This is a genomic window from Streptomyces flavusporus, from assembly GCF_046267975.1.
In the GTDB taxonomy this organism is placed as follows: Bacteria; Actinomycetota; Actinomycetes; order Streptomycetales; family Streptomycetaceae; genus Streptomyces; species Streptomyces flavusporus.
Map to the genome: position 1 here is coordinate 150,453 of NZ_CP176503.1, position 21,872 is coordinate 172,324.

The 21,872-nt window shown below is 68.7% G+C and carries 16 protein-coding genes and 7 pseudogenes; 7 read left to right on the top strand and 16 right to left on the bottom strand.

The window, feature by feature from the left end:
• Positions 1-6: 6 nt before the first annotated feature.
• The 3 genes and pseudogenes from ACKTSN_RS00845 to ACKTSN_RS00855 form a co-directional block, all read right to left on the bottom strand.
• Positions 7-1,326 (bottom strand): ISL3 family transposase, encoded by a 1,320-nt coding sequence (locus ACKTSN_RS00845; protein ID WP_409467181.1) that lies wholly within the window; start codon positions 1,324-1,326, stop codon positions 7-9.
• 153 nt (positions 1,327-1,479) lie between these two features.
• Positions 1,480-1,845, bottom strand: a pseudogene (locus ACKTSN_RS00850) (transposase); the annotation flags it as partial.
• 61 nt (positions 1,846-1,906) lie between these two features.
• The gene (locus ACKTSN_RS00855; RefSeq protein WP_409467296.1) at positions 1,907-2,374 is read right to left on the bottom strand and encodes a hypothetical protein; all 468 of its coding nucleotides are present in this window, start codon (positions 2,372-2,374) and stop codon (positions 1,907-1,909) included.
• Between the two features lie 152 nt (positions 2,375-2,526).
• On the opposite strand from ACKTSN_RS00855, the gene ACKTSN_RS00860 reads away from it, so the two are divergent.
• Positions 2,527-2,901 carry a hypothetical protein gene (locus ACKTSN_RS00860; protein WP_409467297.1) on the top strand — a complete coding sequence of 125 codons (375 nt, stop codon included), beginning with the start codon at positions 2,527-2,529 and terminating at the stop codon, positions 2,899-2,901.
• A 210-nt stretch (positions 2,902-3,111) separates the two neighbouring features.
• Positions 3,112-3,660: a DUF1062 domain-containing protein gene (locus ACKTSN_RS00865; protein ID WP_409467298.1), complete on the top strand. Its 549-nt coding sequence runs from the start codon at positions 3,112-3,114 to the stop codon at positions 3,658-3,660.
• Between the two features lie 895 nt (positions 3,661-4,555).
• Here ACKTSN_RS00865 and ACKTSN_RS00870 read toward each other — a convergent pair.
• Positions 4,556-5,116, bottom strand: coding sequence for an SMI1/KNR4 family protein (locus ACKTSN_RS00870; protein WP_409467299.1), 561 nt, complete (start codon positions 5,114-5,116; stop codon positions 4,556-4,558).
• Positions 5,117-5,181: 65 nt separating this feature from the next.
• Between ACKTSN_RS00870 and ACKTSN_RS00875 the strand changes: the two genes are divergently transcribed.
• The gene (locus tag ACKTSN_RS00875; protein ID WP_409467300.1) at positions 5,182-5,535 is read left to right on the top strand and encodes a DNA cytosine methyltransferase; all 354 of its coding nucleotides are present in this window, start codon (positions 5,182-5,184) and stop codon (positions 5,533-5,535) included.
• A 305-nt stretch (positions 5,536-5,840) separates the two neighbouring features.
• Here the strand turns inward: ACKTSN_RS00875 and ACKTSN_RS00880 are convergent, their stop codons facing one another.
• The gene (locus tag ACKTSN_RS00880; protein WP_409467301.1) at positions 5,841-6,869 is read right to left on the bottom strand and encodes an AraC family transcriptional regulator; all 1,029 of its coding nucleotides are present in this window, start codon (positions 6,867-6,869) and stop codon (positions 5,841-5,843) included.
• A gap of 72 nt (positions 6,870-6,941) precedes the next feature.
• On the opposite strand from ACKTSN_RS00880, the gene ACKTSN_RS00885 reads away from it, so the two are divergent.
• Positions 6,942-7,739 (top strand): alpha/beta hydrolase, encoded by a 798-nt coding sequence (locus tag ACKTSN_RS00885; protein WP_409467302.1) that lies wholly within the window; start codon positions 6,942-6,944, stop codon positions 7,737-7,739.
• Positions 7,740-7,868: 129 nt separating this feature from the next.
• On the opposite strand, the gene ACKTSN_RS00890 is transcribed toward ACKTSN_RS00885, so the two are convergent.
• The 5 genes and pseudogenes from ACKTSN_RS00890 to ACKTSN_RS00910 form a co-directional block, all read right to left on the bottom strand.
• Positions 7,869-9,911 (bottom strand): NACHT domain-containing protein, encoded by a 2,043-nt coding sequence (locus ACKTSN_RS00890; protein ID WP_409467303.1) that lies wholly within the window; start codon positions 9,909-9,911, stop codon positions 7,869-7,871.
• Between the two features lie 182 nt (positions 9,912-10,093).
• Positions 10,094-10,174, bottom strand: a pseudogene (locus tag ACKTSN_RS00895) (IS5/IS1182 family transposase); the annotation flags it as partial.
• Positions 10,175-10,701: 527 nt separating this feature from the next.
• Positions 10,702-10,935: pseudogene (locus ACKTSN_RS00900) on the bottom strand (helix-turn-helix domain-containing protein); the annotation flags it as partial.
• An 83-nt stretch (positions 10,936-11,018) separates the two neighbouring features.
• Positions 11,019-11,642: a hypothetical protein gene (locus tag ACKTSN_RS00905; RefSeq protein WP_409467304.1), complete on the bottom strand. Its 624-nt coding sequence runs from the start codon at positions 11,640-11,642 to the stop codon at positions 11,019-11,021.
• Positions 11,643-11,675: 33 nt separating this feature from the next.
• Positions 11,676-12,218 (bottom strand): epoxide hydrolase family protein, encoded by a 543-nt coding sequence (locus ACKTSN_RS00910; protein WP_409467305.1) that lies wholly within the window; start codon positions 12,216-12,218, stop codon positions 11,676-11,678.
• A 226-nt stretch (positions 12,219-12,444) separates the two neighbouring features.
• Here ACKTSN_RS00910 and ACKTSN_RS00915 point away from each other — a divergent pair.
• A pseudogene (locus ACKTSN_RS00915) lies at positions 12,445-15,242 on the top strand (ATP-binding protein).
• Between the two features lie 771 nt (positions 15,243-16,013).
• On the opposite strand, the gene ACKTSN_RS00920 reads toward ACKTSN_RS00915, so the two are convergent.
• Complete coding sequence (locus tag ACKTSN_RS00920) at positions 16,014-16,904, bottom strand: SDR family oxidoreductase (RefSeq protein WP_409467306.1); 891 nt, start codon at positions 16,902-16,904, stop codon at positions 16,014-16,016.
• Positions 16,905-17,397: 493 nt separating this feature from the next.
• Between ACKTSN_RS00920 and ACKTSN_RS00925 the strand changes: the two genes are divergently transcribed.
• Positions 17,398-17,934, top strand: coding sequence for a hypothetical protein (locus ACKTSN_RS00925; protein ID WP_409467307.1), 537 nt, complete (start codon positions 17,398-17,400; stop codon positions 17,932-17,934).
• 344 nt (positions 17,935-18,278) lie between these two features.
• On the opposite strand, the pseudogene ACKTSN_RS00930 reads toward ACKTSN_RS00925, so the two are convergent.
• From ACKTSN_RS00930 to ACKTSN_RS00945, 4 genes and pseudogenes are all read right to left on the bottom strand, one after another.
• A pseudogene (locus ACKTSN_RS00930) lies at positions 18,279-19,019 on the bottom strand (transposase).
• 82 nt (positions 19,020-19,101) lie between these two features.
• Positions 19,102-19,530 carry a hypothetical protein gene (locus ACKTSN_RS00935; protein WP_409467308.1) on the bottom strand — a complete coding sequence of 143 codons (429 nt, stop codon included), beginning with the start codon at positions 19,528-19,530 and terminating at the stop codon, positions 19,102-19,104.
• Positions 19,482-19,952: a transposase gene (locus tag ACKTSN_RS00940; RefSeq protein ID WP_409467309.1), complete on the bottom strand. Its 471-nt coding sequence runs from the start codon at positions 19,950-19,952 to the stop codon at positions 19,482-19,484. The genes ACKTSN_RS00935 and ACKTSN_RS00940 overlap by 49 nt, the downstream gene beginning before the upstream one ends.
• Positions 19,953-20,067: 115 nt before the next feature.
• A pseudogene (locus tag ACKTSN_RS00945) lies at positions 20,068-20,916 on the bottom strand (RNA-guided endonuclease InsQ/TnpB family protein); the annotation flags it as partial.
• Here ACKTSN_RS00945 and tnpA point away from each other — a divergent pair.
• A pseudogene (tnpA, locus tag ACKTSN_RS00950) lies at positions 20,913-21,094 on the top strand (IS200/IS605 family transposase); the annotation flags it as partial. The pseudogenes ACKTSN_RS00945 and tnpA sit on opposite strands and share 4 nt — an antisense overlap.
• Before the next feature lie 179 nt (positions 21,095-21,273).
• On the opposite strand, the gene ACKTSN_RS00955 reads toward tnpA, so the two are convergent.
• Positions 21,274-21,828, bottom strand: coding sequence for a TetR/AcrR family transcriptional regulator (locus ACKTSN_RS00955; protein ID WP_409474698.1), 555 nt, complete (start codon positions 21,826-21,828; stop codon positions 21,274-21,276).
• Positions 21,829-21,872: the final 44 nt, after the last annotated feature.

Consider the following 21,872-nt stretch of genomic DNA (forward strand, 5'->3'; position numbering starts at 1 on the left):
GGGTCTTCAAAGTTGAGCGGTGCGGAGGTGTCCGCGGGCCCGGCGGGTGGTGACGCAGCGGGTCCGTAGCCGTTGGTTGTCGGCATCGCGAAGGCCGAACGCGTTGCGGGCGACGAGCTTGATCACGCGGTTGATGCCCTCGCTCTTGGCGTTGCTGTGTCCGGTGTCGATGAATGCGGCGATCTCGGCCCACCAGCGGTCGACGGTGACGGCGAGCTGCCGCACCTCGGGGATGTCGGAGTCCGCGCACCACGTGAGGAATTTCCAGCGGGCGTGGCCGTCTTGGTGGCGGTCGGCGCCGGTTCTCGCCAAGGCGAGGAGGTTGCGCAGGTTCTCCTTGGCGATCCATGCCGTCAACAGGGTCTGGCCGATCGTCCCCTCGCCCAGCAGCGTGTTCCACATCGTGGCGAACTGCTCGTCGGTGAGGTCCTCGCGGTTGCGCAGCAGGCGCCGCCTGGCTTTCCATTCCGGGTCACTGGCGCGTCCGCGTCGGCCGCGCATCTCGGCGGTGGTGCGGCGCCGGACCATGGACAGCATCTTGTTGGCGAGCTGGACGACGTGGAAGTGGTCGACCACGACGGTGGCCTGCGGGAGACCGGTGCGGACGGCGGCGCGGTAGGTGGCCGACATGTCGATGGTCACGTACTCGATGCTCTTTCTCCAGGTCAGCGGGGTGGCGGCGAGCCAGGCGAGCACATCGGCGACGGTGCGGCCCTCGACCTGGCCGAGCAGGCCGCCGGTGCCGAGCGCGTCGGTGAACCCCGTGTGCCACCGATCGCGCGTCAGCATCCACTTGCCCGTGGCGGGGTCCTGTTCCCAGCGCGGCCGTCCGCGCCGGGTCTCGTCGATGCCCAGCACCTTCACCTCGGGCAGCGGGGCCTCGGTGACCTCGCGTGCGACGGCGCGGAAGGCGTCCATCACGGTCGGCCAGGACAGACGCAGATCCCGGGCGGCCTGGATGACGGTGGAGGCGGCGTCGCGTATTCGCCGCCCGGCGGCACCGCGCAGTCGCATGGTGATCCGTGCGCCGGCCGGTAGCTGCGGGATCTGCTCGGTGAAGGACCGGCGCGGGCAGCCGGCCTCCCGGCACCACCAGCGGCGCTTGTGCCAGCGGAACTCCAGTCCGCTCTCGCCGTACGGCAGATCGCGGGGCCGCGTCACCGCCGAGCCCTTCACCCTGGTGGCGAACACCCCGCAGGCCGGGCACGCCCGGGCCCTGTCATCGGCCGTGGCCAGGTGGACCCGGCGTGTCCCGTCCGCCAGCCGCTCGACCCGGACGACGGACACCCCGTCAAGGTCGAGCAGCAACGTCGTATCGTTGAGCAAGCCCGTGGCTCCTGCATGATCGTTCTGCGTAGAGAACAGAGATGATCACGCAGGCCACGGGCACCTTGCGTCCAGGGCCAAGCAGCCCGACCCCACACGGAGCGTGACGCCGTGTCAGCAAACCGAACCAGCGCACCGCTCAACTTCGAAGACCCGCTTACCCAGGGCGCCGCAGTACATCCGCGCCACCCCCGGTGAGTCGTAGCCGTCCTTGGGGAAGCCGACATCATCGATCGCGTACGCCTCGGGAGAAATGTGCGCGGCAGCCCAACGGGCCAGCCGCTCACGGACCTTGGAGTAGTCCCAGGTGGACGATGAGACGAACTGCTGCAGCTGCTGGTGGTCCACGCCCAGGCGCTCGGCCATCGGCTGCATGGACTTGCGCTTGCCGTCCAGCATCAGCCCGCGCAGATACAGCTCGCCCTTGGCCCGCTGGTCCCGACGCGCCAGCGAACCGAGCATCTCCGCCGCGAACGCCTCCAGGCGCGGGCGGACCGTCTCCATCTCCTCAGGTGTCACACCTGACAGAACATCACAATCTACCTGACGATGATCAATCGGGGTACCTAACAAAGCCCTACTAGGGATTCATCTGTCGGATCGGGGTCGTAGTCGCATCGAGGTCATTGCGTCCGGCCCCGTCCATCAACTTGATGGCGGCATAGATCTCCTCTGGGCCCTGTTCGGTGTTCAGCCGAGTCGTTGTCGCGGAGAGGACCGTCGTGAACCGCATGTCCGCTTTCGTCGCCGTGAATGTTCTGGTCACGCCCCGCGCGATGAAAGTGAGGCCGCCGGACTCACCCTGGCCTTCATCGCTTTCGTAGAGCTCCACACTACTTCGGAACCTGCCGTTGAGTTCGGAGGGATCGAAGTGGACCGTGTACAAGACAATGAAGTTCCCGGCGCTCCTGGGAATGAGGCGCGCGTCGCGCACGATGAACGCGGTCGGAGCCGCAACAGACAGAGACGCTGCGGGCGCCGCTGCAGCCACAGGAGTGCCCACTCCCAGCGTGGCGGCGATGATTGCGGATGCGAGTCGGCTACGCATGGCATACCTCCCAAAATGGGACTGCGACCAGCCTAATAGGACTCCTTTAGGTCTTCATCTCGAGCCTGTTCGGGAGCATGTTGGGTGCGTGGACGCACATCAAGTGAACCAGGTCCGGTCGCGACGAGATCCGCCGCCTCGAGGCCGCCACCGTGCCCGGCCTACCCTTCCCCCACGCCGACCAGGTCCTGCAGATCATGCGCCGCCGCCGTGTCCTGGCCGCCGGCAAGCTCACCCTCGAACGGGCCTACGTGCTCACCAATCTGACGATACACCAGGTGACCACCACTCAACTCGGCGAGCACGTACACGAACACTGGGGCGTGGAAGCCCTGCACCACCTGCGCGACGTGACCCTGCGCGAGGACGCCTCGAAGATCCGCACCGGCAGCGCGCCCCGCGTCATGGCCCGCCTGCGCAACACCGCCCTCGCCGAGCTGGCCGGCTGGAACAACCACGCAGCCGCAGTCGATCACTACAGGTCACGCCCCGACCACGCACTCGACCTGATCAAGCCCACGACCTGAGAATGATTGCGCCCTGGGCGGTGAGGCGCTCGAAAACCAGTGGAACAGCGCCGTTGTGCGCCATTACCGTGCTGCCGAACCAAGTCGTCTGGTCAAGGACGTGCCGTTGTACACCCTGTGAGACCTCCCGAGCGCTGATTCGTCGCGCGTCGCGCATGTGCGCCGCGCTTCTTTTTGCTGCGGACTTCTCACTGAAACCGGTGTACTTCTGTGCTCAAAAACTGGGTGATCGTGCCCACCTGCCTGCCGCTCGTTCTCCGCCGTTGCCACACGTGCGCGGCCGAGCGCTTCCGGGCAAGCGGTAAATTTCGCGTCAACGCAAACCACAAACTCATCGACGCCTGGCTCCTCGCGCTCTGTACCGCTTGTGGGGAAACTGCAAAGCTCACGGTCCTGGAGCGGATGAATGTGCGCTCCGTACAACCTGAGCTGCTGGACCGGCTGCATGACAACGACCCTGGCCTGACAGCTGAGCTGCTCCAGGATCCGGTCGTGCGGCGCCGTAATCGCATGGCCCTCGACTGGGACAACGCCTGGCGCCTCGACACCGGCGGATCGGATCACCTGGACCGCGAGGTGATCGACGTCTCGGTCCGCTTTGCGGCGCGGATTCCTGTCCGGCCGGTGCGACTGATCGCTGAAGGTTGCGGTCTTTCACGGGCCGAGGTCGAGAGACTGATCACGGAGGGGAAACTCATTTCGGCAGTCCGGCTGAGCGGCAAGCTCTCCGGCGACTTCACCTTCACGCTCAAGCGCTGAGCCCTCCTCGGGACCAGGGGCCTGTCCGGCAAGATCCGCCGGACAGGCCCTGAACGCCACGGGAAACAGGCACTCACCCGAACGGGTGCCCCCGGTCCGCCGCAGACCGGGGCACCCTGCGCCCACGGTTCCCCGCCTCGGCCGTCGCGGCCCGCCGAACGGACGTGGCGGACCGGATACGCAGCCGCTCCGCTGCGGCATCCCGCGCGTACGTGGCCGGCCGCTGCTCGTCCACCGTCCACTGTCCGCCGCGACAGCCGCGAACCGGCCCGCGGCCGCCGCCGCACCTGCGGGATCCGGCTCGTCGGCACCTGCCCAGCCGTCAAGGAGGGTGGTGGCCAGGCGGTATCGGCCGCCGATGCGCTGCCCCCCCTTGTACGACGGCGACACGCTCCGTCAAGGGCGCGGAAACGCCTGGTCAAGCGCTTCCAGCGGTTCTCGCTGAGTACGGTGGAAATACGGGAACCGTTTGCGAACCTCGTCGGCGAACTCCGCGCGAGGCATGGCTCGATGGGCCCGGGCTGGGCAGAGTGCTGCTGATTGATGGTCTTGTGCACAGCAGCAGCGAAGACATAGATATCGCCGAGTGGCGACGTTTCGAACACTGTCAGAGCGTTGGCCTCGGTCACCAACCTCATGACGCCGTCACTCATGTCCAACAACGTCGCCATCACCAGGTCGGAGTCCTGGTCAGGCTCCCACTGGGCGTCCTCCAGGACCTCACGGAATGTCGCCGCGAGCATCCCCACGGCTGAGCCGTGCCCATCGCTCCCCATGGACCGCATCGTCCCACGATCTCCCAAGGGCCATCCCGGCCTTCAAAATCACGCTCTTACCCAGCTCGGGAAGACAATCAGGGCAGGAGATGACGGCCACAAGCCGCCCTCCTGGAGAGTCACGCAGCGTCGTACCAGGGCTTGTTCGCCGCCCAGTGGCGGACCCAGCCGGCAAAGCCAGATTCACCGGTGGTGAACCCGAACTGCGCTCCGAAGGGAACGGCACCGACGTCACTGATGAGCCAGACGTGCCCTCGGTGAGGGCCAGCGACGATGAGGTGCCAGTTCATCGCGCACCCGTCAGTGCCCAGCACGATCGAGCCGTGGTTGTAGACCTGTTCAAGGACCTCATCGGAATCCTCGGACGGGTCCGAGTCCTCCTCCCAAATCCACGCCTCCGTCAACGGAAACGGCTTACTCAGGTCACGTTCCTGCTCGTCATCGCCCCAGTCGTCCGGCAGCTCCGCCACCGGCAGCAGTCCGTACTCTGGCGGCCCGGAGTACGAACCGTCCGTTATCTCAGCGACGAAGGTTCTATACGGCTCAGGCAGCACGACCCCGTGAGCTGCCTCGAAGGCACGGACTGCCTCCCAGCCAAGAGCCGACTCACCACCGTCATCGACGTCGAACGCCGCCCGAAGCACCGCCAGCTCAGCAGGGTCAGCCTGATCAACATTCATGCGGCATAGATACCACCCCGCTCTGACAACGCCCCGCGTGCTGGATCGCCACCGCCTGCCAGCGCATGGGCGACGGCCGGCCCAACTTCAAGAAGTTCAAGCCCTACGCGGCCGCGACCCGGGCGCCACCACGCGCTGATCGTCCCGATCGGCCGCAAGGGCGCACCACCGCCGAGCCGCTGACCACGGTGGCGACCAAGCCGCACCACCCGCTGGTCATCCCGGCTCCGACGGTGGACGACTGCACGCTGCAGATGCTGACGGTGGAGGAGCTTCAGCTGGTCCAGCGCTTCCCCGCCGACTACATCATCCAAGGCAACCAGACCGAGGCCATCCTGCAGATCGGCAACGCGGTCAGCGTCAACGCCGCGCGCTGGCTGGGCGAACGGCTGCTTCCCAGCCTGGCCCTGGCCGCCTGACCCGCCCCGCACCGCGGTCCGGGACCCTCCTGGTCCCGTACCGCTGCTCAACCCGTCGGCCAGGTGCGGCAACGCCCGGCCGACGGTTCCACCGACTCACCTCACCAGGGAACTCCATCCACGCCCCAGACCACGGCCCCCGGCCGCGGAGCCCTCACCGTCCGGCGACACGACACAGCAGTGTCGGGAGGCGCCGGGCTGACCGCACGTCAGTAGAACCTGGCGTAACCAGGCCGACCGGGGATGCGGTGCCTGCTGTATTGCGCCTTCCTTTGCCGCGGCTGTCAGCCGGACAGCGCAAGGGGTCACGTGCATGAAAGGCTCGGACCGGCGTCTTCGCGCAGCTGCTTGGGGGTGGCGGAGAACCAGCGACGGCAGGCGCGGGTCAGGGCCGACTGCTCGGAATAGCCAAGGGCGCCGGCGACCTGGGCGAGGGGGATGTCGGTCTCGCGCAGGAAACGGCTCGCCGCCCGTCGGTACACCTCGTCGCGGACGGTCTCGAAGGTCGTTCCCTCGTCCTGCAGTCGGCGTTGCAGGGTCCGTGGGTGGAGCGCGAGGAGCGAGGCGATCTCCCCCTTGGTGCCGCGATGGGCTCCCATCGTGGCGACGAGCGCGTGGGCGACCCGATCCGACAGCGAGGGGGTACGCGGCCCGACGCGGATCGAGATGTGGTCGAGGGCGGCCTGACGCAGTTGCGGCGCTACGGGCGCGAGGTCCAGGTCCAGGCCGGCCTCGGGGAAGTGAAGTCCGGCGTAGGGCTGGCCGAAGTGGACCGGTGCGCCGAAGAACCGCCGGTAGACCTCGGCGCCGGCGAGCGGCGTGTGCGGCAGCGTGACCGCGACAGGACGCAGCCGGTCCTGGGTGATGACCCGCACCAGCCGCCACGCGTCCCCCAGACATCCGTCGATCAGCTGACGCACCGGCGTGCCGGCACCGAGGCGGATCTCGAACCGGATGCTCGCGCGCCCGGAGAACAACGGGCTCGTGCGGTCGAGGACCACCTCATACTCCGGGCTGTGCACGAACAGGTAGCGGGAGGCGTCGGCGATCGCCCTGTCGACCGTCGGGCTGTTCATCAGCATCACCGCCAATGCGCCCAGGACCTGTGGGGTCTGTTCGCCGGCGAGGCGCAGCCCGAAGTCGGGGCAACCCGTGGCCGCCGCCGTGTCCTGAAGGAGTGTGGCCACCGCGGTGAGCGGGATGGGGTTGTCGGGCTCGGTCAGGTCGTGCGGCCGCAGTCCGTGCCGTCGTAGCAGCCGACGCGGTTCCGCACCGAGCCTTCGCGTGAGGTCGACGTAGCCCTGGAGGGCTGCTGCGCGCACCACACCGGTCATGGCGACCACGCTGCGCGGCGCTGTCTCGAAATGTCAAGAGCGGCCCCATCGCGCAGACCTAGCCTCCTTGCCATGAGTGACAACGTGCTTCTCATTCACGGCACCTGGTGCAACGGTGACAACTGGGGCGAGTTCGCCACCGAGCTCGAGCGGCGCGGCTACGTCGTGCACGCACTGACCTATCGCCACCACGGGGCGCCGGACAAGACCGATGTCTGGGCCAACGCTCAGCAGGTCGGCAAGGTCGGTCTGCTGGACTACGTCGCCGACCTCGCCAAGCTCGTCGAGACGATGGACGGTCCCCCGATCGTGATCGGACACTCCGTGGGCGCGCTGGTCGCGCAGCTGCTGGCCGTGCGCGTCAGAACGGCAGGGGTGGTCCTGCTCGGCCCCGCACCGACGGCCGGCATGTTCAACCTCTACCCGACGATGGCCCTCCTGTGGGGCCGCTACCTGCCCCAGTGGCTGGGCGGCAAACCGATGTATCCCGTGTCGTGGAAGGCGTGGACGACGCTGATCTGCAACACGACGGCACCCGACATCCAGAAGTCGTACTACGCCAAGCTCTGCGCCGAGTCAGGCACCGCGTACCGGCAGATATCGCTGTGGTACCTCGACCCGCGCCGGAACGCGCGAGTCGACTTCGACGCCGTCGACGCTCCCGTCCTCGTCATCACAGGCTCCGAGGACAAGTGCACGGTGCCGCGGATCGGCAAGGTCACAGCCAAGAAGTACGGGTCACGGGGCACCTACGTCGAGCTCGCCTGCTCCGACCACATGATGACCGTCGGCACCTTCATGCCCCAGACCCTCGCCGCCATCGACACCTGGGCTCGCGACAACAATCTTCCACCCGCGGCGCACCCCTGATCACGTACCACCATGCCGAGGACGGCCGTAAGGACGGGTGGCGTTCCCGCGCCTCGTCGTGCCGTTCGTCTCGGCGTCACCGTGGCGGTGGGGACGAACGGCACAGTCACTGGGTGCCTCTACCGCCGGTCAGGGCTGGCGTTGGGAGAGGTGGTCCTGGAGGCCGGGGTGGCGGAACTGATACACCGCCCCCGCCTGTCGCAGCACGCCTCGCTGGTGCGCGTCGGCGAGGAAGCTCATCAGGCGACAGGGCACCCGCCCGAGCGCCGCCAGGCCGATCCGCACCATGGTGAACTGCCCCCAGGCCGAATCGGTGAGAGCGGCATGGAGTCCGAGCGGCAGCCCGAATGCCAGCACAACCGCGAACGCGACCGGGGGCAGGACTCCGGCCAGGATCAGCAAGACGCTGATCACCAGCCCGGCCGGTAGCGCCTGCACCATCGGGATGACCCAGGCGGCGCGGCGATCCCGGGCCAGAACCGAGCCTGGCCCCACGTCCGTGTGCAGATCAGCTGGTGCCGGCACGACCGCGAACGAGAAAGCCCCCAGGAGTCCAAACAGCAGTCCGTAGGTCGGCCCGGCCACGGGCCCGATTCCGTCGTCCACCCACGACAGGACAGCTCCGCCCCCGAGCCCCGCCACGGGCTGGCTGACGAGCAAAGGCCAACGGGTGTCCCAGCCGATCCCCACGCTGGGGGTCTTGTCTCTCGCCCCCAATACCGCGCCAAAGAGCCCGGCCAGAAGTGCGAACGCGAGTCCCATGGAGAGCCCCTCCGCGGGCCCCACCAGGGGGCTGAAGGCGAGCGTGGCCACGGACCCGACCGCAAGACCGTTCGCGAGCCCGATCAGGAGTGCTCGCCAGCGTCGGGGAAGCGCCCTGTCGAGCTTCCACCACTCAAGGTCGCGGGTGCCCCCAAGGGTGTACTGGAGGTGGTGGGCGAGGAATTCGAGGGTGTGCTGGGCCTTGTCGGGGTCCCAGCGGGGGTCGGGGCGGTAGGCGGCGGGGATGAAGGCGGCGAGCAGGTGGGCCTCGACGTCCTTTCGAGTGGGGAAGCGGGTTTCCTCGAAGAGTTCGCGGGGGTGGGCGAGGCGAGCGGGGCTTTCACCCGGGAGGGGGTTATAGACGGCGCGGGCCAGGAACAGGCCGAGTGGGGTGCTCAGTGCCTGGGCGGCGGGGGCGTTGGTGCTCAGGCGAGCTGCGACAGCGTTCCAACGGGCCGCAGCCGCGGTGCCCGGGCGGTCCTGCAGGTAAGCGACGGCCTGCCTGGTGCCTAAGGGGAGGAGGCGGATGCCGGCGGCCCCGTCCAGCTTCACCGTGATCCCCTCTGACGAGGTCAGCGCGTTGCGGTACTCGTCAAAGCGGCTGGAGAGCACCAACGGCTGCCCGGGTAGCAGGAAACTGTTGATGGCGCGCACGGCCCGGGCACGCACCTCTTGGGGGAGCTCGTCCAGGCCATCGAGGACGGGCAGGATCAGTTGGCGGTCCAGCAAGGCGGCAGCCTGGGTCTTGGGGCGAGACCGGGTGGAATCGGCGGGGGGAGGATCGCCCAGACGCGGGTGGTCCCGGACGAGCTGGTCGGCCATCCAGCTGTACAGGTTCTGCCGGACCGGGTTCCAGGAAGCCAGGGGGAACAGGACCGGGACCGGATCGCGGGGCAGGCGGTGGCGCAGTAGAGCCAAGACCAGGTGGACAAGGAGTACGGTCTTGCCAGCGCCGGGCCCGCCGAGGACCACCAGGCGGCGGGTGGGAACACGCTCGTGGAAAACCCGGGCGATGTCGCCCCACTGGCCGGCCAGCTGCGTAGGGTCAGCGGCCCACTTGGCAGGATCACCGGGCGGACCGCCGGGCCATTCTTCGGCCATCTCCCGCAGCCGCGACCACTCCTCGACCAGGTCCTCGAGGTCCTCGCCGGCTGCCGTCCAGGCAACCGGCAGCGGACGGGCAGAGTAGAGGGCCTGCACCTCCTTGTTCCAGTCGCCGCGCATCCTATCGGCGAGTTGGTCGGCTACCTCGTCCAGCGGAGCAGAGGCCGGTTTGGATCCGCCCAAGACAAGTGCGGCAAGCAGCCCTGCGGGCAACATGAGCAGGCCGCCGAGCAGCGCAATGAATACGGGCATGTCGATCTGGGAGTGAGCCTTGTACCACACCGCTCCCACCACGGCCGCGACCACATAGAGCAGTCCTCCCCCCTTCCGTAGTTGTTGACGTCTCATACAGCGATCATCCGAGATCTCGCACGGCCTTCTTGGGATTTGATGCTGTCGGCGGCGTCGAGCCGGTGACGGTGACCTGCCCGTCTGCAATCTTCGAGTCGGTGTGGGCGCGACTGTTCGCTGCGCAGCCCGCTCACCTGTCCGGCGAGGGCGAGGTTGTGCAGGCTGGCGATGCCGAGCATCGCGTGGTGGACGCCGTCGCTTTTGAGGCGGCAGTCGCGGAAGCCACGCAACGACCTAATTCCAGGACTCGGCCCATGGGGGCTGGTCCGCCACCTCACTAGCTGTTCGTGGCACCAGCGCACCACGCGGGCCTCGGTCTATGCGGGAGCTCGGAGGGCTCGGGCGTATCGAGAGGTCACCGTGTGGTGGGCTCGCACCACCAGCACCAACGAGTGATCAAGGCAAGGGGTGTTGACGCTCGACGGCGCCGGGCTCACCGCTCTGCACGGAGGCATCGTGGCCAGGTAGAGCACAGGCGTCCGCCCGGCGCCCACGAGCGCCAGCCCCTCGCTTTACGGTGGTGGCCGCGAGGACGCCGAACGCCGCCGCTCTGTTGTGAGACGTCGAGGCCAGGGCCTCCTGAGGCGTCCGTCCGACAGCCCACGCGACCACCACCATGAGCATCGGGGCCCACACCGCTCTCAGTGGAGGCCTCATCGGCCAGGGTCCAGAAAGGCGTCGTAGTTCCGCGCTCGAACAGTCCGGCGCGGGTGGTCCCCGCCGCTGGAGCTGTTGACAAGGAATCAGGGTCCAGGCAGGCCAGGCCGATCTCGTTGAAGCGGTGGATCACATCGCGGACGGTGTCCTCGTCGGCCTCCACCAGCTGGGCGATCACCGGCACGCGGTTCCCGCCGGCCGAGGCCGGCAGCATCATCGCGCGCCGGTAGCGCACCGAACCGGTGCTGCCCCGGCGCACGATCTGCTGCAGCCGTTGGCCCTCCTGGTCGGTCAGTCTGCGCACACGGACAGACTCGGCCACCGCGCCTCCAGCGATCGGAACGGACATCACCGCACATCCAACCGCCACGACCACCAACCCGGCGAACCTATGCGGTCACAGCACTAGCGAAGCGAGCGGAGGCCCGAGCGGAGCTCTTCGACGAAGAGCTCCGGCTGCTCCCACGCAGGGAAGTGGCCACCCTTGGGCAGCCGGTTGTAGTGGATGAGGTTCGGGTACGCCTGCTCCGCCCAGCTCTTGGGGGCCTGGTAGAGCTCGTCGGGAAAGACGCTCACGGCGACCGGGAGGGTGACGCCCAGGGCGCCGAAGAACGGGCGCTTGTTCTCCGCGTACAGACGCGCTGCGGAGACCGCCGTGTTCGTCAACCAGAACAGCGTGATGTTGTCGAGGACGTCGTCACGCGTCAGGCCCTCCTTCTGTCCGGCGAACGCCCGGGAGATCAGGGCCAGGCTGTCCCTGTCGTGGTCGAGCATGAAGGCCGCCAGACCCACGGGAGAATCCGCGAACGCCGTCAGCGACTGCGGACGCGACCCCATCATGTAGGCGTAGTAGACGTGCCGGTACACGAAGTTCAGCTGCTCGACTGCCGCCTTCTCCTCGTCGTTGGCGAGGACGACGTCGGACGGCAGCGGGTTGCCGGCCACGATCGCCAGCTCGATGGCGGGCGGAACCACCTTGGGCATGTTGGTGTGGATACCGACCAGGCCCTCGGGCTGCTGAAGAGCCATGGTGTCCGTGACGACCGCGCCCCAGTCGCCGCCCTACGCCGCGTACTTCGTGTAACCGAGGCGCTTCATCAGCTCGCCCCAGGCACGGGCGATGCGCTCGGGGCCCCAGCCGGTCGTGGTGGGCTTGCCCGAGAACCCGTAGCCGGGCATCGACGGGATCACCAGGTGGAAGGCGTCCGCGGCATCGCCGCCGTGGGCGGTGGGGTCGGTGAGCGGCTCGATGATTTTCAGCTGCTCGATGATCGAGCCGGGCCAGCCGTGCGTCACGATCAGCGGCAGAGCGTTCTCGTGCTTCGAGCGGACGTGGATGAAGTGGATGTCCAGCCCGTCGATCTCGGTGATGAAGTGCGGCAGGGCCTTCAGCTTCGCCTCGACCTTGCGCCAGTCGTACTCCGACGCCCAGTAGCGCGCGAGCTCCTGGATCGTTGCGAGCTGTGTGCCCTGCGACTGATCCGTGACGGTCTCCTTCTCGGGCCACCGCGTCGCCTCAATACGCCGACGCAGATCCTCGAGCTCCGCCTCGGGAAACTCGAAGGAGAACGGCCGGATCTCCGGCGCTTCGGGAGTAACAGACATGTGGAGGGTCTCCTTGCTGTGGTCAGCGACTCGCTGTGACCAGCGACGCCGTGCCGCTGGCTCGTCCACCTTGGACTGGGCCGATGCGCGTCGCCCCAGGGGAAACCCCTGGGGTTGGTCCCGTGGCCGGACCCGGGGGCGGGGCATGAGCCCACACAACTCTCATAAAATCCAGAAGGGAATAAGATCGCATTAGCGCACCAAGCGGCGGCAGGAAGATCGACCCATGGGGATGCCAGCCATCGATTCGCAGGTCGCACTGCGGGGCCGGGGCAGGGAACTGGCCGCGTTGGAACGGGTGCTCGCCACGGCGCGGGCGGGCAGCAGCGCGGTCCTGGTGCTGCGCGGTGAAGCCGGGATCGGCAAGACCGCGTTGCTGGACTACGCGGCCGGCCGGGCCGTCGGGTTCCGCACCGTCGCCGTCGCGGGCGTCGAGTCGGAGATGGAACTTCCGTTCGCGGGCCTCCATCAGCTCTGCGCGCCCCTGCTGAGCCGGCTCGATCGACTGCCCGGACCGCAGCGCGACGCACTGTCCGTCGCGTTCGGGCTACGGGAGGGTGAGGCGCCCCACCGCTTCCTGGTGGGCCTGGCCGTGATTGGTCTGCTGGTCGGCGCCGCCGAGGACCGGCCGCTGGCCTGCCTCGTCGACGATGCACAGTGGCTCGATGACGGGTCCCTGCAGGTGCTGGCGTTCGTCGCCAGGCGATTGATGGCCGAACCGGTGGCTTTGATCTTCGCCGTGCAGGACTCCTACGACGATCGTGGGCTGGCGGGTCTGCCGGAGCTGATCGTCGGGGGCCTCAGCGAGCCCGACGCACGTGCCTTGCTGACGTCGGCCGTCCGCGTGCCGCTCGACCCGCTGGTACGGGACCGGATCGTGGCCGAAGCGCACGGCAACCCGATGGCCCTGTTGACCTTGCCACGCGCGCTCGCGCCTGCCGAGCTCGCGGGCGGGTTCTGGCTTCCCGGCACACGCCCCCTGGCGAGCCGCATCGAGACCGCCTTCCATCAACGGTTCCGGTCACTGCCGCAGGACAGTCGGCGGCTTCTGCTGACCGCCGCGGCCGAGCCAACCGGAGATGTGGACCTGCTGTGGCGTGCGGCCGGTCTGCAGGAGATACCGGCCGAAGCCGCAGTGCCGGCCGAAGCCGCAGGGCTGGTCGGCTTCGGCGCCAGAGTGCGGTTCCACCATCCCCTGGTGCGCTCGGCCGTGTATCAGAGGGCGTCCGCGCCGGACCGCCGGGCGGCGCACCGTGCGCTGGCGGAAGCCACCGATCCCTGCCTTGATCCTGATCGCAGGGCGTGGCACCGCGCCCACGCCGCCGCCCGGCTCGACGAGAGCGTCGCCGTCGACCTGGAGCGCTCGGCCGGCCGGGCCCAGGGCCGGGGAGGAGCCGCGGCGGCGGCCTCGTTCCTGCGACGGGCGGCGGAGCTGACGCCCGATCCCGCGCGCCGCGTCACCCGTGCGCTGGCCGCCGCTCAGGCCGACATCGACGCCGGCGGGGCCGACCATGCCCACAACATGCTGGCGACCGCGGAGGCCGGCCCGCTCGACGACCTGCAGCGCGCCCGGCTCGAGCGGCTGCGAGCCCGGCTGGTCTTCGCCCAGCGGCGCGGCGGCGACGCGCCCGGGCTTCTGCTCGACGCCGCGCACCGGCTGGCGCCCCTCGACGCCGCCCTCGCCCGCGACACCCTGCTGGAAGCGATCGGCGCGGCGGTCTTCGCCGGCCGTCTGACCGAGGGACCGGACAGCGGGAGGTGGCCGAGGCGGCCCGCGCCGGACCGCCGCCGTCGACGCCGCCGCGGATGGTCGACATCCTCCTGGACAGCATGTCCGGCCTGGTCATCGACGGCCACACCGCCGGCGTCGACGCCCTCAGGCGCGCACTGCACGCCGTCCGGCAGGAGCAGAGGTCCGGCGCGGCGGATGCGGACAGGCGCTGGCTGTGGCTGGCGTTCCGGGTGACACCCGAGCCTCTCGCACCGGAGCTGTGGGACGACGAGGCGTGGCACGAGCTGGCGACCGGCGCCGTCGCCGTCGCCCGCGAAGCAGGAGCACTCGCCGTCCTCCCGATGGCGCTGACCTACCAGGCCTGCTTCCACGTGCATGCCGGCGACTTCGACACCGCGGCGACTCTGATCGACGAGGCGACAGCGATCTCGGAGGCGGCAGGCGGCGTACCCATGATGTACACGTCACTGGTCCTCGCCGCCTGGCGAGGACAGCAGTCCCAGGCGCTTGACCTCATCGAGACCACCACCAAGGAAGTGGTCTCCCGGGGCGAGGGACGCGCTCTCAGCCTCGCCGAGTACGCGAGCGCTGTTTTGTACAACGGTCTCGGCCGTTACGACGCCGCGCTGGCGGCCGCGACGCGCGCATGCCAGTACGAGGATCTGGGATTCTTCGGCTGGGCACTGGTCGAACTGATCGAGGCGGCCGCCCGCAGCGCGCAGCCGGAGGTCGCCGCATCCGCGCTGGCCAAACTCACCGAACGCACACGCGCCAGCGGAACCGAGTGGGCCCTGAGCACGGAGGCCTGCTCGCACGCGCAGCTGAGCGACGGCCAGGTCGCCGACGCTCTCTACCAGGAGGCGATCGAGCACCTCGGACGCTGCCGCATCACCGCCCACCTCGCCCGCGCCCGTCTCCTGTACGGAGAGTGGCTGCGCCGCCAGAACCAGCGTCAGGAAAGTCGTACTCAGCTGCGCTCCGCCTACGACGTGTTCAGCCGCATCGGAGCCGACGGCTTCGCCGAACGCGCCCGCAGGGAACTTCTGGCGACCGGAGAAACCGTACGCAAGCGGACGGACGGCGTCGACGCGGAACTCACCAGTCAGGAGGCCCAGATCGCCAGGCTGGCCAGAGACGGGCACACCAACTCCGAGATCGCCGCCCAGCTGTTCATCAGTCCTCGCACGGTGGAGTGGCACCTCGGCAACGTATTCGCCAAGCTCGGAGTCAGCTCTCGCAGACACCTCCGCTCAGTGCTGTCTCCTCCGGAACCGGGGATGCCGATGGCGTAACCAGCAGCGGATGCCCCATGAGGAGCGGCGCCGTGGGGCTCCGGGCCTTGACTGCAACTCTGACGGCCACGATGCATGCTGACCGATGATCACCGCTGTCGACGATCGATCCGGAAGACCACGGACCCTCCGCCCAGCAGCCCGCCCGATCCTACGGATCAGAAGGTTGCAGGTTCGAATCCTGCCGAGTGCACACAGAACACAAGCCCCTCGGGATCATCCCGAGGGGCTTCTGGCGTCAGGCGTCGTCCGTATCGCGTGCGCATATGTCCAGGGTGATCGTGCTGGTTCTGTGCCCCGGTCCGATGGTGCTGCACCCCGGCAGACTCCAGGAGTCAGACGGACTCTGCGGAAGAGGGTGCCGAAGAGGGCATGCTGACGCCGTCGAGGGCCTGCTGGTGCATCTGGTCCACGGCCTCCTCGTCTGCCGCAGGACCGAGGGTCGCGACCTGAACCACGTGGGCTTCATGGGCGATGAGGCAGGTGGAACCAAGCAGGGCGCGCTGCCCTCGACGGAGAGACGTGCGTCGAGGGCGGGACGGCCGTTCACCGTGGTCTCCTCACCGCTGCTGACGGAGGCGGTCTCGCACGGGCCACACCAGCAGCCTCGCCGGCGCCGTCATCACTCGACACAACATCAACTACCCTGGCCCAAGCCGCATAGCCCGTGTCCAAGGTTCCGGGTCAAGCCCCCTCCCGGGATTCGTCCAATGCCATTCCGTTGTTTCCAGCGGCTCCTCTTCGCTCCCCCGGAATCACTGTGCACGTCTCCTACGGCAGGGGCGTGCCGCCGGTGGCATTGAGGATCTCCGCCGTGATGTAGCTGGCCTCCTGGGAGGCCAGGAAGACGTACGCCGGGGCCAGCTCGGCGGGCTGTGCCGGGCGGCCGAGAGGGCTCTGCCGGCCGAACTGCACCGTGTCGGGCAGCGTGGCGGGAATCAGGGGCGTCCACACCGGCCCTGGCGCGACCGCGTTGACACGGATACCGCGCTTCGCGAGCATCTGGGCCAGCCCTTGGGTGAAGGTCACGATCGCGCCCTTGGTCGTCGCATAGTCCAGGAGGTGAGGGCTGGGCTTGTATGCCTGCACCGACGTCGAGTTGATGACGCTGCCGCCCTCCGGGATGTGCGGCAGGGCGAACTTCGTCAGCCAGAACATTCCGTAGAGGTTGGTGCGCATGACCCGGTCGAACTGCTCGGTCGAGATGGCCTCGATACCGTCCGGCTGTGACATCTGGTAAGCGGCGTTGTTCACCAAGATGTCGATGCGGCCGAACTCGGCGACCGCCCGCCCGATCAGCGCCCGGCAGTTCTCCTCCTCGCGTATGTCGCAGGAAACCGCGACCGCCTTGCGGCCGGCGTCCTCCACCAGCCGGGACGTCTCGCGCGCTTCGTTCTCCTCCTCCTGCAGGTGGGTGAACAGCACATCTGCGCCCTCACGGGCGAAGGCGAGGGCCACGGCCCGGCCGATGCCGGAGTCCCCGCCCGTGATGACCGCCTTACGGTCCGTCAGGCGACCGGCGCCGCGATAGGACTCCTCACCGTGATCGGGTGGTGGGTCCATCGGACCGGTCCAGCCGGGGTGGGGCTGGTCCTGGGCCGGAAACTCGGGAGTCGGGTGCTGTGTCACCGGGTTCTGGCGGGTGTGCTGCGGATCGGTCACGGCGGCCTCCTGACCTCTGTACGGGTCCGGACGAGCGGACGAGTTCCCGCCCCGCCCCACGCGGAAAACAGGATTCGTGAATACCGGACCGGCTCACGCGCAGCTGTTCACGGCACGGTGAACACGAGCTTCTCCCCGTGGCACCGCCGACGTCGCGGGTGGTGTCGTGCGCCGCTGGGTAGCCGCAAGGCTCGATAAAGCCGAGGGGGGAGCACGCGGGGAGGGCTCCCTTCCTGCGGTCTGTCTCCCCCGCACCGCGACATCAAGCTCCGCGACCTTTGCACAGAGCTGATCACCAGCATCACCGGACAGCCCTTCCTGCCACCCCACAGCTGCGTCCTCGCTCCTGACGGGCGGAGGCTGTTTCGGCGGTCAGCCGGCATCGGGGCGTTCGATCGCGCACAGCGAGGGCGCCCGAGTCGCACACGGCGCCGCAGGTGGGTACCCGGCACACCGAGCCGGCGGAATGCTCCGCCTTCGGAAAGGGAGAGCGATGGACGACCAACCACACTCGCAGAGAGCCCCCGTAGGCCCCATTCCGACGACCGACACCGCCTTGCTGGGCATCTACCTCAACGACCACTTGGCAGGCGCCACTGCGGGCGTGGAGCGGGCTCGCTCGCTGGCGCGAGCGTTCCGGGGCTCGGTGTCGGCCACGGCCCTGCGCCCGATCGCTCAGGAGATCGCCGAGGACCGGGCGAGCCTGCTTCTGATCATGAGAACGCTCGGCATCCCGGTGCGGCGTTACAAGGTGTGCCTGGGCTGGGCGTCCGAGAAGACGGGGCGGCTGAAGAGCAATGGCCGCTTGGTGCGGCGTTCGCCGTTGAGTTCGCTGGTGGAGCTGGAACTCCTGCGGATCGGTGTGGTGGGCAAGGCCGCCGGATGGCAGACGCTCCGCCAGCTGGCCGAGTCCGACGGCCGCCTCGATGCTCGGCTGCTGGACGAGTTGCTCGAACGGGCCATGCGTCAGCAAACCACTCTGGAGGAGCTGCGCCGGCGACAAGTCGAGGAGACCTTTCGGCAGCCGTGACGAGGCCTGCGTGGTTCTGTCCGCGGCCTGCAGCCCGGGCATGGTGGATGCAGCACCCTGCAGTGATGCGGTGCCGGGCAGCCGGGGCACACAGGCTGCCCGGGCCCGCGGTCGCGTCAACCGAGGGGGAATCATGAGCGGAGCCCCTCCCCCGGCCGGTTCCGGCGCGGGGGAGGGCGCTCGCGATCCTTTGCATAGCGCCGTTCAAAGCCTCCCGGCTCTTGGCCCAGGATTGGATCGGCGGTCGTCCCCGTGCCCGACCGGCACAGTCGCTGCGGCAGGGGTCCGCTCAGTGCTGACGCGTTGAAGTGCTCTCCTGGCTGAAGGACCCCGTTGCTGATCTCTCATTTCGAAGGGCGTGCAAGGAGCCGGCATAAGTGGGTGGTGCGGGTGCGCTCGGGGCGGTGTCCTTGCTGCCAGGCGTCGACCCGGATGAGGTTGACGGCGGTGGCGGCGAGGCAGTGGCCCAGGTGGGTGGCGGCGGCGGTCCGGTAACGGCTGCGGCGGGCGTGGATGCGCTGAACGATCTGGCAGACCGTTGCTTCGATTCCGGCCCGCGGTCGGTAGCGTTCCCGCCAGACGTCGGTGTTCTACTCGTGGCGGCGGTGCTGGAGTGCCGCCCTTTGGGCGGGTTCGCGCAGGGTGAGGGCCCGTCCCCACTTGCCGTCGCCCGCTGTCGTGCACCTCGGGCGCAGTGGGCAGGCGCGGCAGGTAGCCGCGTCGAAACGGATCTGGACCAAGGGGACGCGTGTGCGGCGGCTGCTGCGGGTGGTGGCCCAGGAGATGCTGGTCCGCCCCGCCGGGCAGACCGCCTGGCGCCGCGCGTCGTCGATCTGGAAGTGGTCACGGCCGAAGCGTTCGTGGCCGTCCCCTCCGGCGATGGGGCGGGCCGGGCCGACGAGGTCGGTGCCATGCTCCTGGCGGGCGGTGACCAAAGTGCCGGCCGTGACGTAGCCGCTGTCGACAAGCTGCTCGGCGGGCAGCAGGTCCCGCTTGGTGAGACGGGTGTGGATGCCGGGCAGGGTCTGGCTGTCGTCCCCTTCAGCGGCGCTGGTGGTGGCGACGTCGGTGATCAGCCGGGGCACGTCGATGTCGCAGGTCTCGGTGAGGTGCAGGCAGTAGCCGGTCCAGCCGGTGGTCTTCTTGGTGCCGTAGCGTGCGTCGGTGTCATAGGGACTGGCCAGCCGCTGATGCCCCGGCGGCAGGTCCTCTCCCTCGCGGGCCCGTACCCCCCACCTGGTCGCGGTGATACTGCCGAACCCAGGCCCGGCGCAGGGTCTCCAGGGCGGGGATGCGGCGCAGCCAGTCGGGAGCATCGGGCCGCCAGGCGGCCGAAAGCAGGTGGAATCCGTCCTCGCCGACCTGGCGCAGCCAGCTGCCGCGGTCCTGGTCGTCGGGCGTGCCATGCCAGGAGTCCACGCGTTCCCCGTACCGATCCAGCCAGTTGGTCTCCCGCTCCGCCAGGGCCTGCTCCAGCCAGTCTGGTGCAGCGGCGGCGAGCGCCTCCAACGCGGCCCGCAGGGTCTCGGCGACGAACTCCATCCGGTTCAGCAGGCGTACGTCGGCGACCACCCGGGTGGAGTCGGTCGCTGGCATCCACCCCGGCGCAGCAGGCCCTGGCACGCGGCGGCCTCCAACACCGCCTCCAGGACACGCTCTTCGAGACCGTGCGCGATCAGTCGGGCCCGGAACCGGGCCAGCAACGAGTGGTCGAAGCCGCTGTCGTCGAGGTCCAGGCCCAGCAGGTATTTCCAGTCGATCCGGGCCCGCACGGCCCCGGCGGCCTGCCGGTCGGACAGCCCCTCGGCGTACTGCATCACCGACACCATCGCCAGCGCGCCGGGCGCGGCCGCCGGCCGCCCATCGTCCGGGAACGCAGCCGCGAACAACGCGTCGCCGAAAACCTGTCCCAGACCGTCGCACAGCCGAATCGCCAGCGAGCCCTTCGGGAAGGCCCTGCGCGCCACCTGCCGCGTCAACTCGGGGATCTCCCCACCCGCCCACGACTCCAACGACACTGGATCATCACCACCTACGAACCCGATCCTCCATCCCACAATCCCGCCTCCGCACCGGGTACGAGGGGAGATTTGAGAGATCAGCAACGGGGTCCTGAAGCCGGGAGATTCCCGCCTACCTTGCGGTGGCGGGTTTGACGCGGGGAGCGCGCCTGACGACTGCCCTTCCGACAGCCGGGACGAGCACGTGACCCATCCGGTACTGGTGCAGGATGTTCCGGGCGGCATTGGGTCTGCGTTGCCGGACCAGCCGCAGCCTTCCTTTTTGCACACGAACACGGCCTGGTTCTCCCGGCTGCCCGGTGTGGTGAAGCCGCAGGCTGAGCAGCGTTGGGAGGTGCGGGGGCGGGAACCTTGTGCAGGGTGCCGCCGTGGCGGGCGGTCTTGTACGTCAGCATCGTCATGGTCCTGCCCCATGCCTCCTGGCTGATGGAGCGGTTCAGGCCGGACTTCTGCGCGACGTTCCTCCCCGGGTTCTCCATGGCGCCCCTGGCGCTCTTGACCATGTTCGGGATGTCCAGTTGTTCCACTACGATCACGCCGTACTTACGGGCGAGTTCGGTAGTGGTCTGGTGCTGCCAGTCGCTCGCCCTGCGCTTTGCTCTCGCACGGAGGCTTGCGATCTGGCCGTAGGTCCGCTTCAGCCGGTCGGAGGTCTTCTGCCCGGTTTTGCGGGAGCTCTTGCGGTGTGCGGTCCGCCGCTCCAGTCGGAGCAGCTTGGCCTTCTCGTCGGCGTTCAGCCACTTGTCCCGGTCGGCCGTGCCGTCCGGCAGGCGGGCGGGCCGTGGTCCTGGTGGTTTCCGTCGGACAGGGCGAGGGGGATGGTGATTCCCGCGTCGATGCCGGTCTCGGGCCAGGTGTGCGGCTCGGGCGCGGGTTCGAGGGTCTGGGTGCGGAAGGCGATATGCCAGCTGAGGGCGTCCTTGACCAGCCGGGCGCCGGTGATCTTGTTGCGGGCGCCTGCAGTTCAACGGCGAGGACGACCACGTGCACCTGCTCGTGCACTACCCGCCCAAGGTCCAGCTCTCCAAGCTGGTCAACTCCCCCAAAGGCCTCTCCGCCCGGCTGCTGCACAAGGAGTACAACGCCCACGTGCGCCGGTACCTGTGGGCGGCCACCTCTGGTCCGGCTCCTACTTCGCCGGGAAGCGTCAGCCGCACCCGAGTGACCTGTCCGATGAGGCGTGGGAGTTGATCCGGCCGGTCATCAGCGCCTGGAAGGGGCAGCATCCCTCGGTCAGCGGGCACCAGAGCCGGTACGAGATGCGTACCAGTCAAGGTCGATCTGTCGGGTGAGGGCAGGGCCAGCCCCGGCTGCCCCGTCAAGGCGTGTGCATCAGGAGGCGCGCAGCGTCTCGTGCCTGGCGTGCGGGTTCGGGTGTGCCGAAGATCGCTGCGGTGGTGATCGCCCCTTCGGCGAGGAGCGCGAGCCGATCGGCCAGTTCGGCGGGCCGCCCGGATGCCGTGACGAGGCCGGCAAGGTGGTCGTGGAAGGCCTTCTTGTGGTGCCGGGCCTGCTCTGCGACCTCGGGCGAGACCGCGCCCAGCTCGCCGAAGGAGTTGATGAAGGCGCATCCGCGGTAATCCGGCTCGGAGAACCACTTGTACAGCCAGTCGAACACCGCGGCAATCCGCTCATCGGGCGTCGGCTGCGCGTCGACGTAGTCGGCGAGGGCCCGCTGCCATCGCGAATCCCGCTGCTGCAGGAATTCCAGCACGAGCGCTTCCTTGGAGGGAAACAGCTGGTAGAGGCGCTTGAGCGACACTCCTGAGGCGTTGCGCACCGCTGCCATCCCGACCGCCTGGATGCCCCGGCTGTAAAAGAGCTCCTCGGCCGCCTCGAGCACTCGTTCCCGGGCCGTTTCCCGATCCACCATCTCTGCCCCCTTACATGGAGAACCAACGTTCTCTAGTCTAGCAA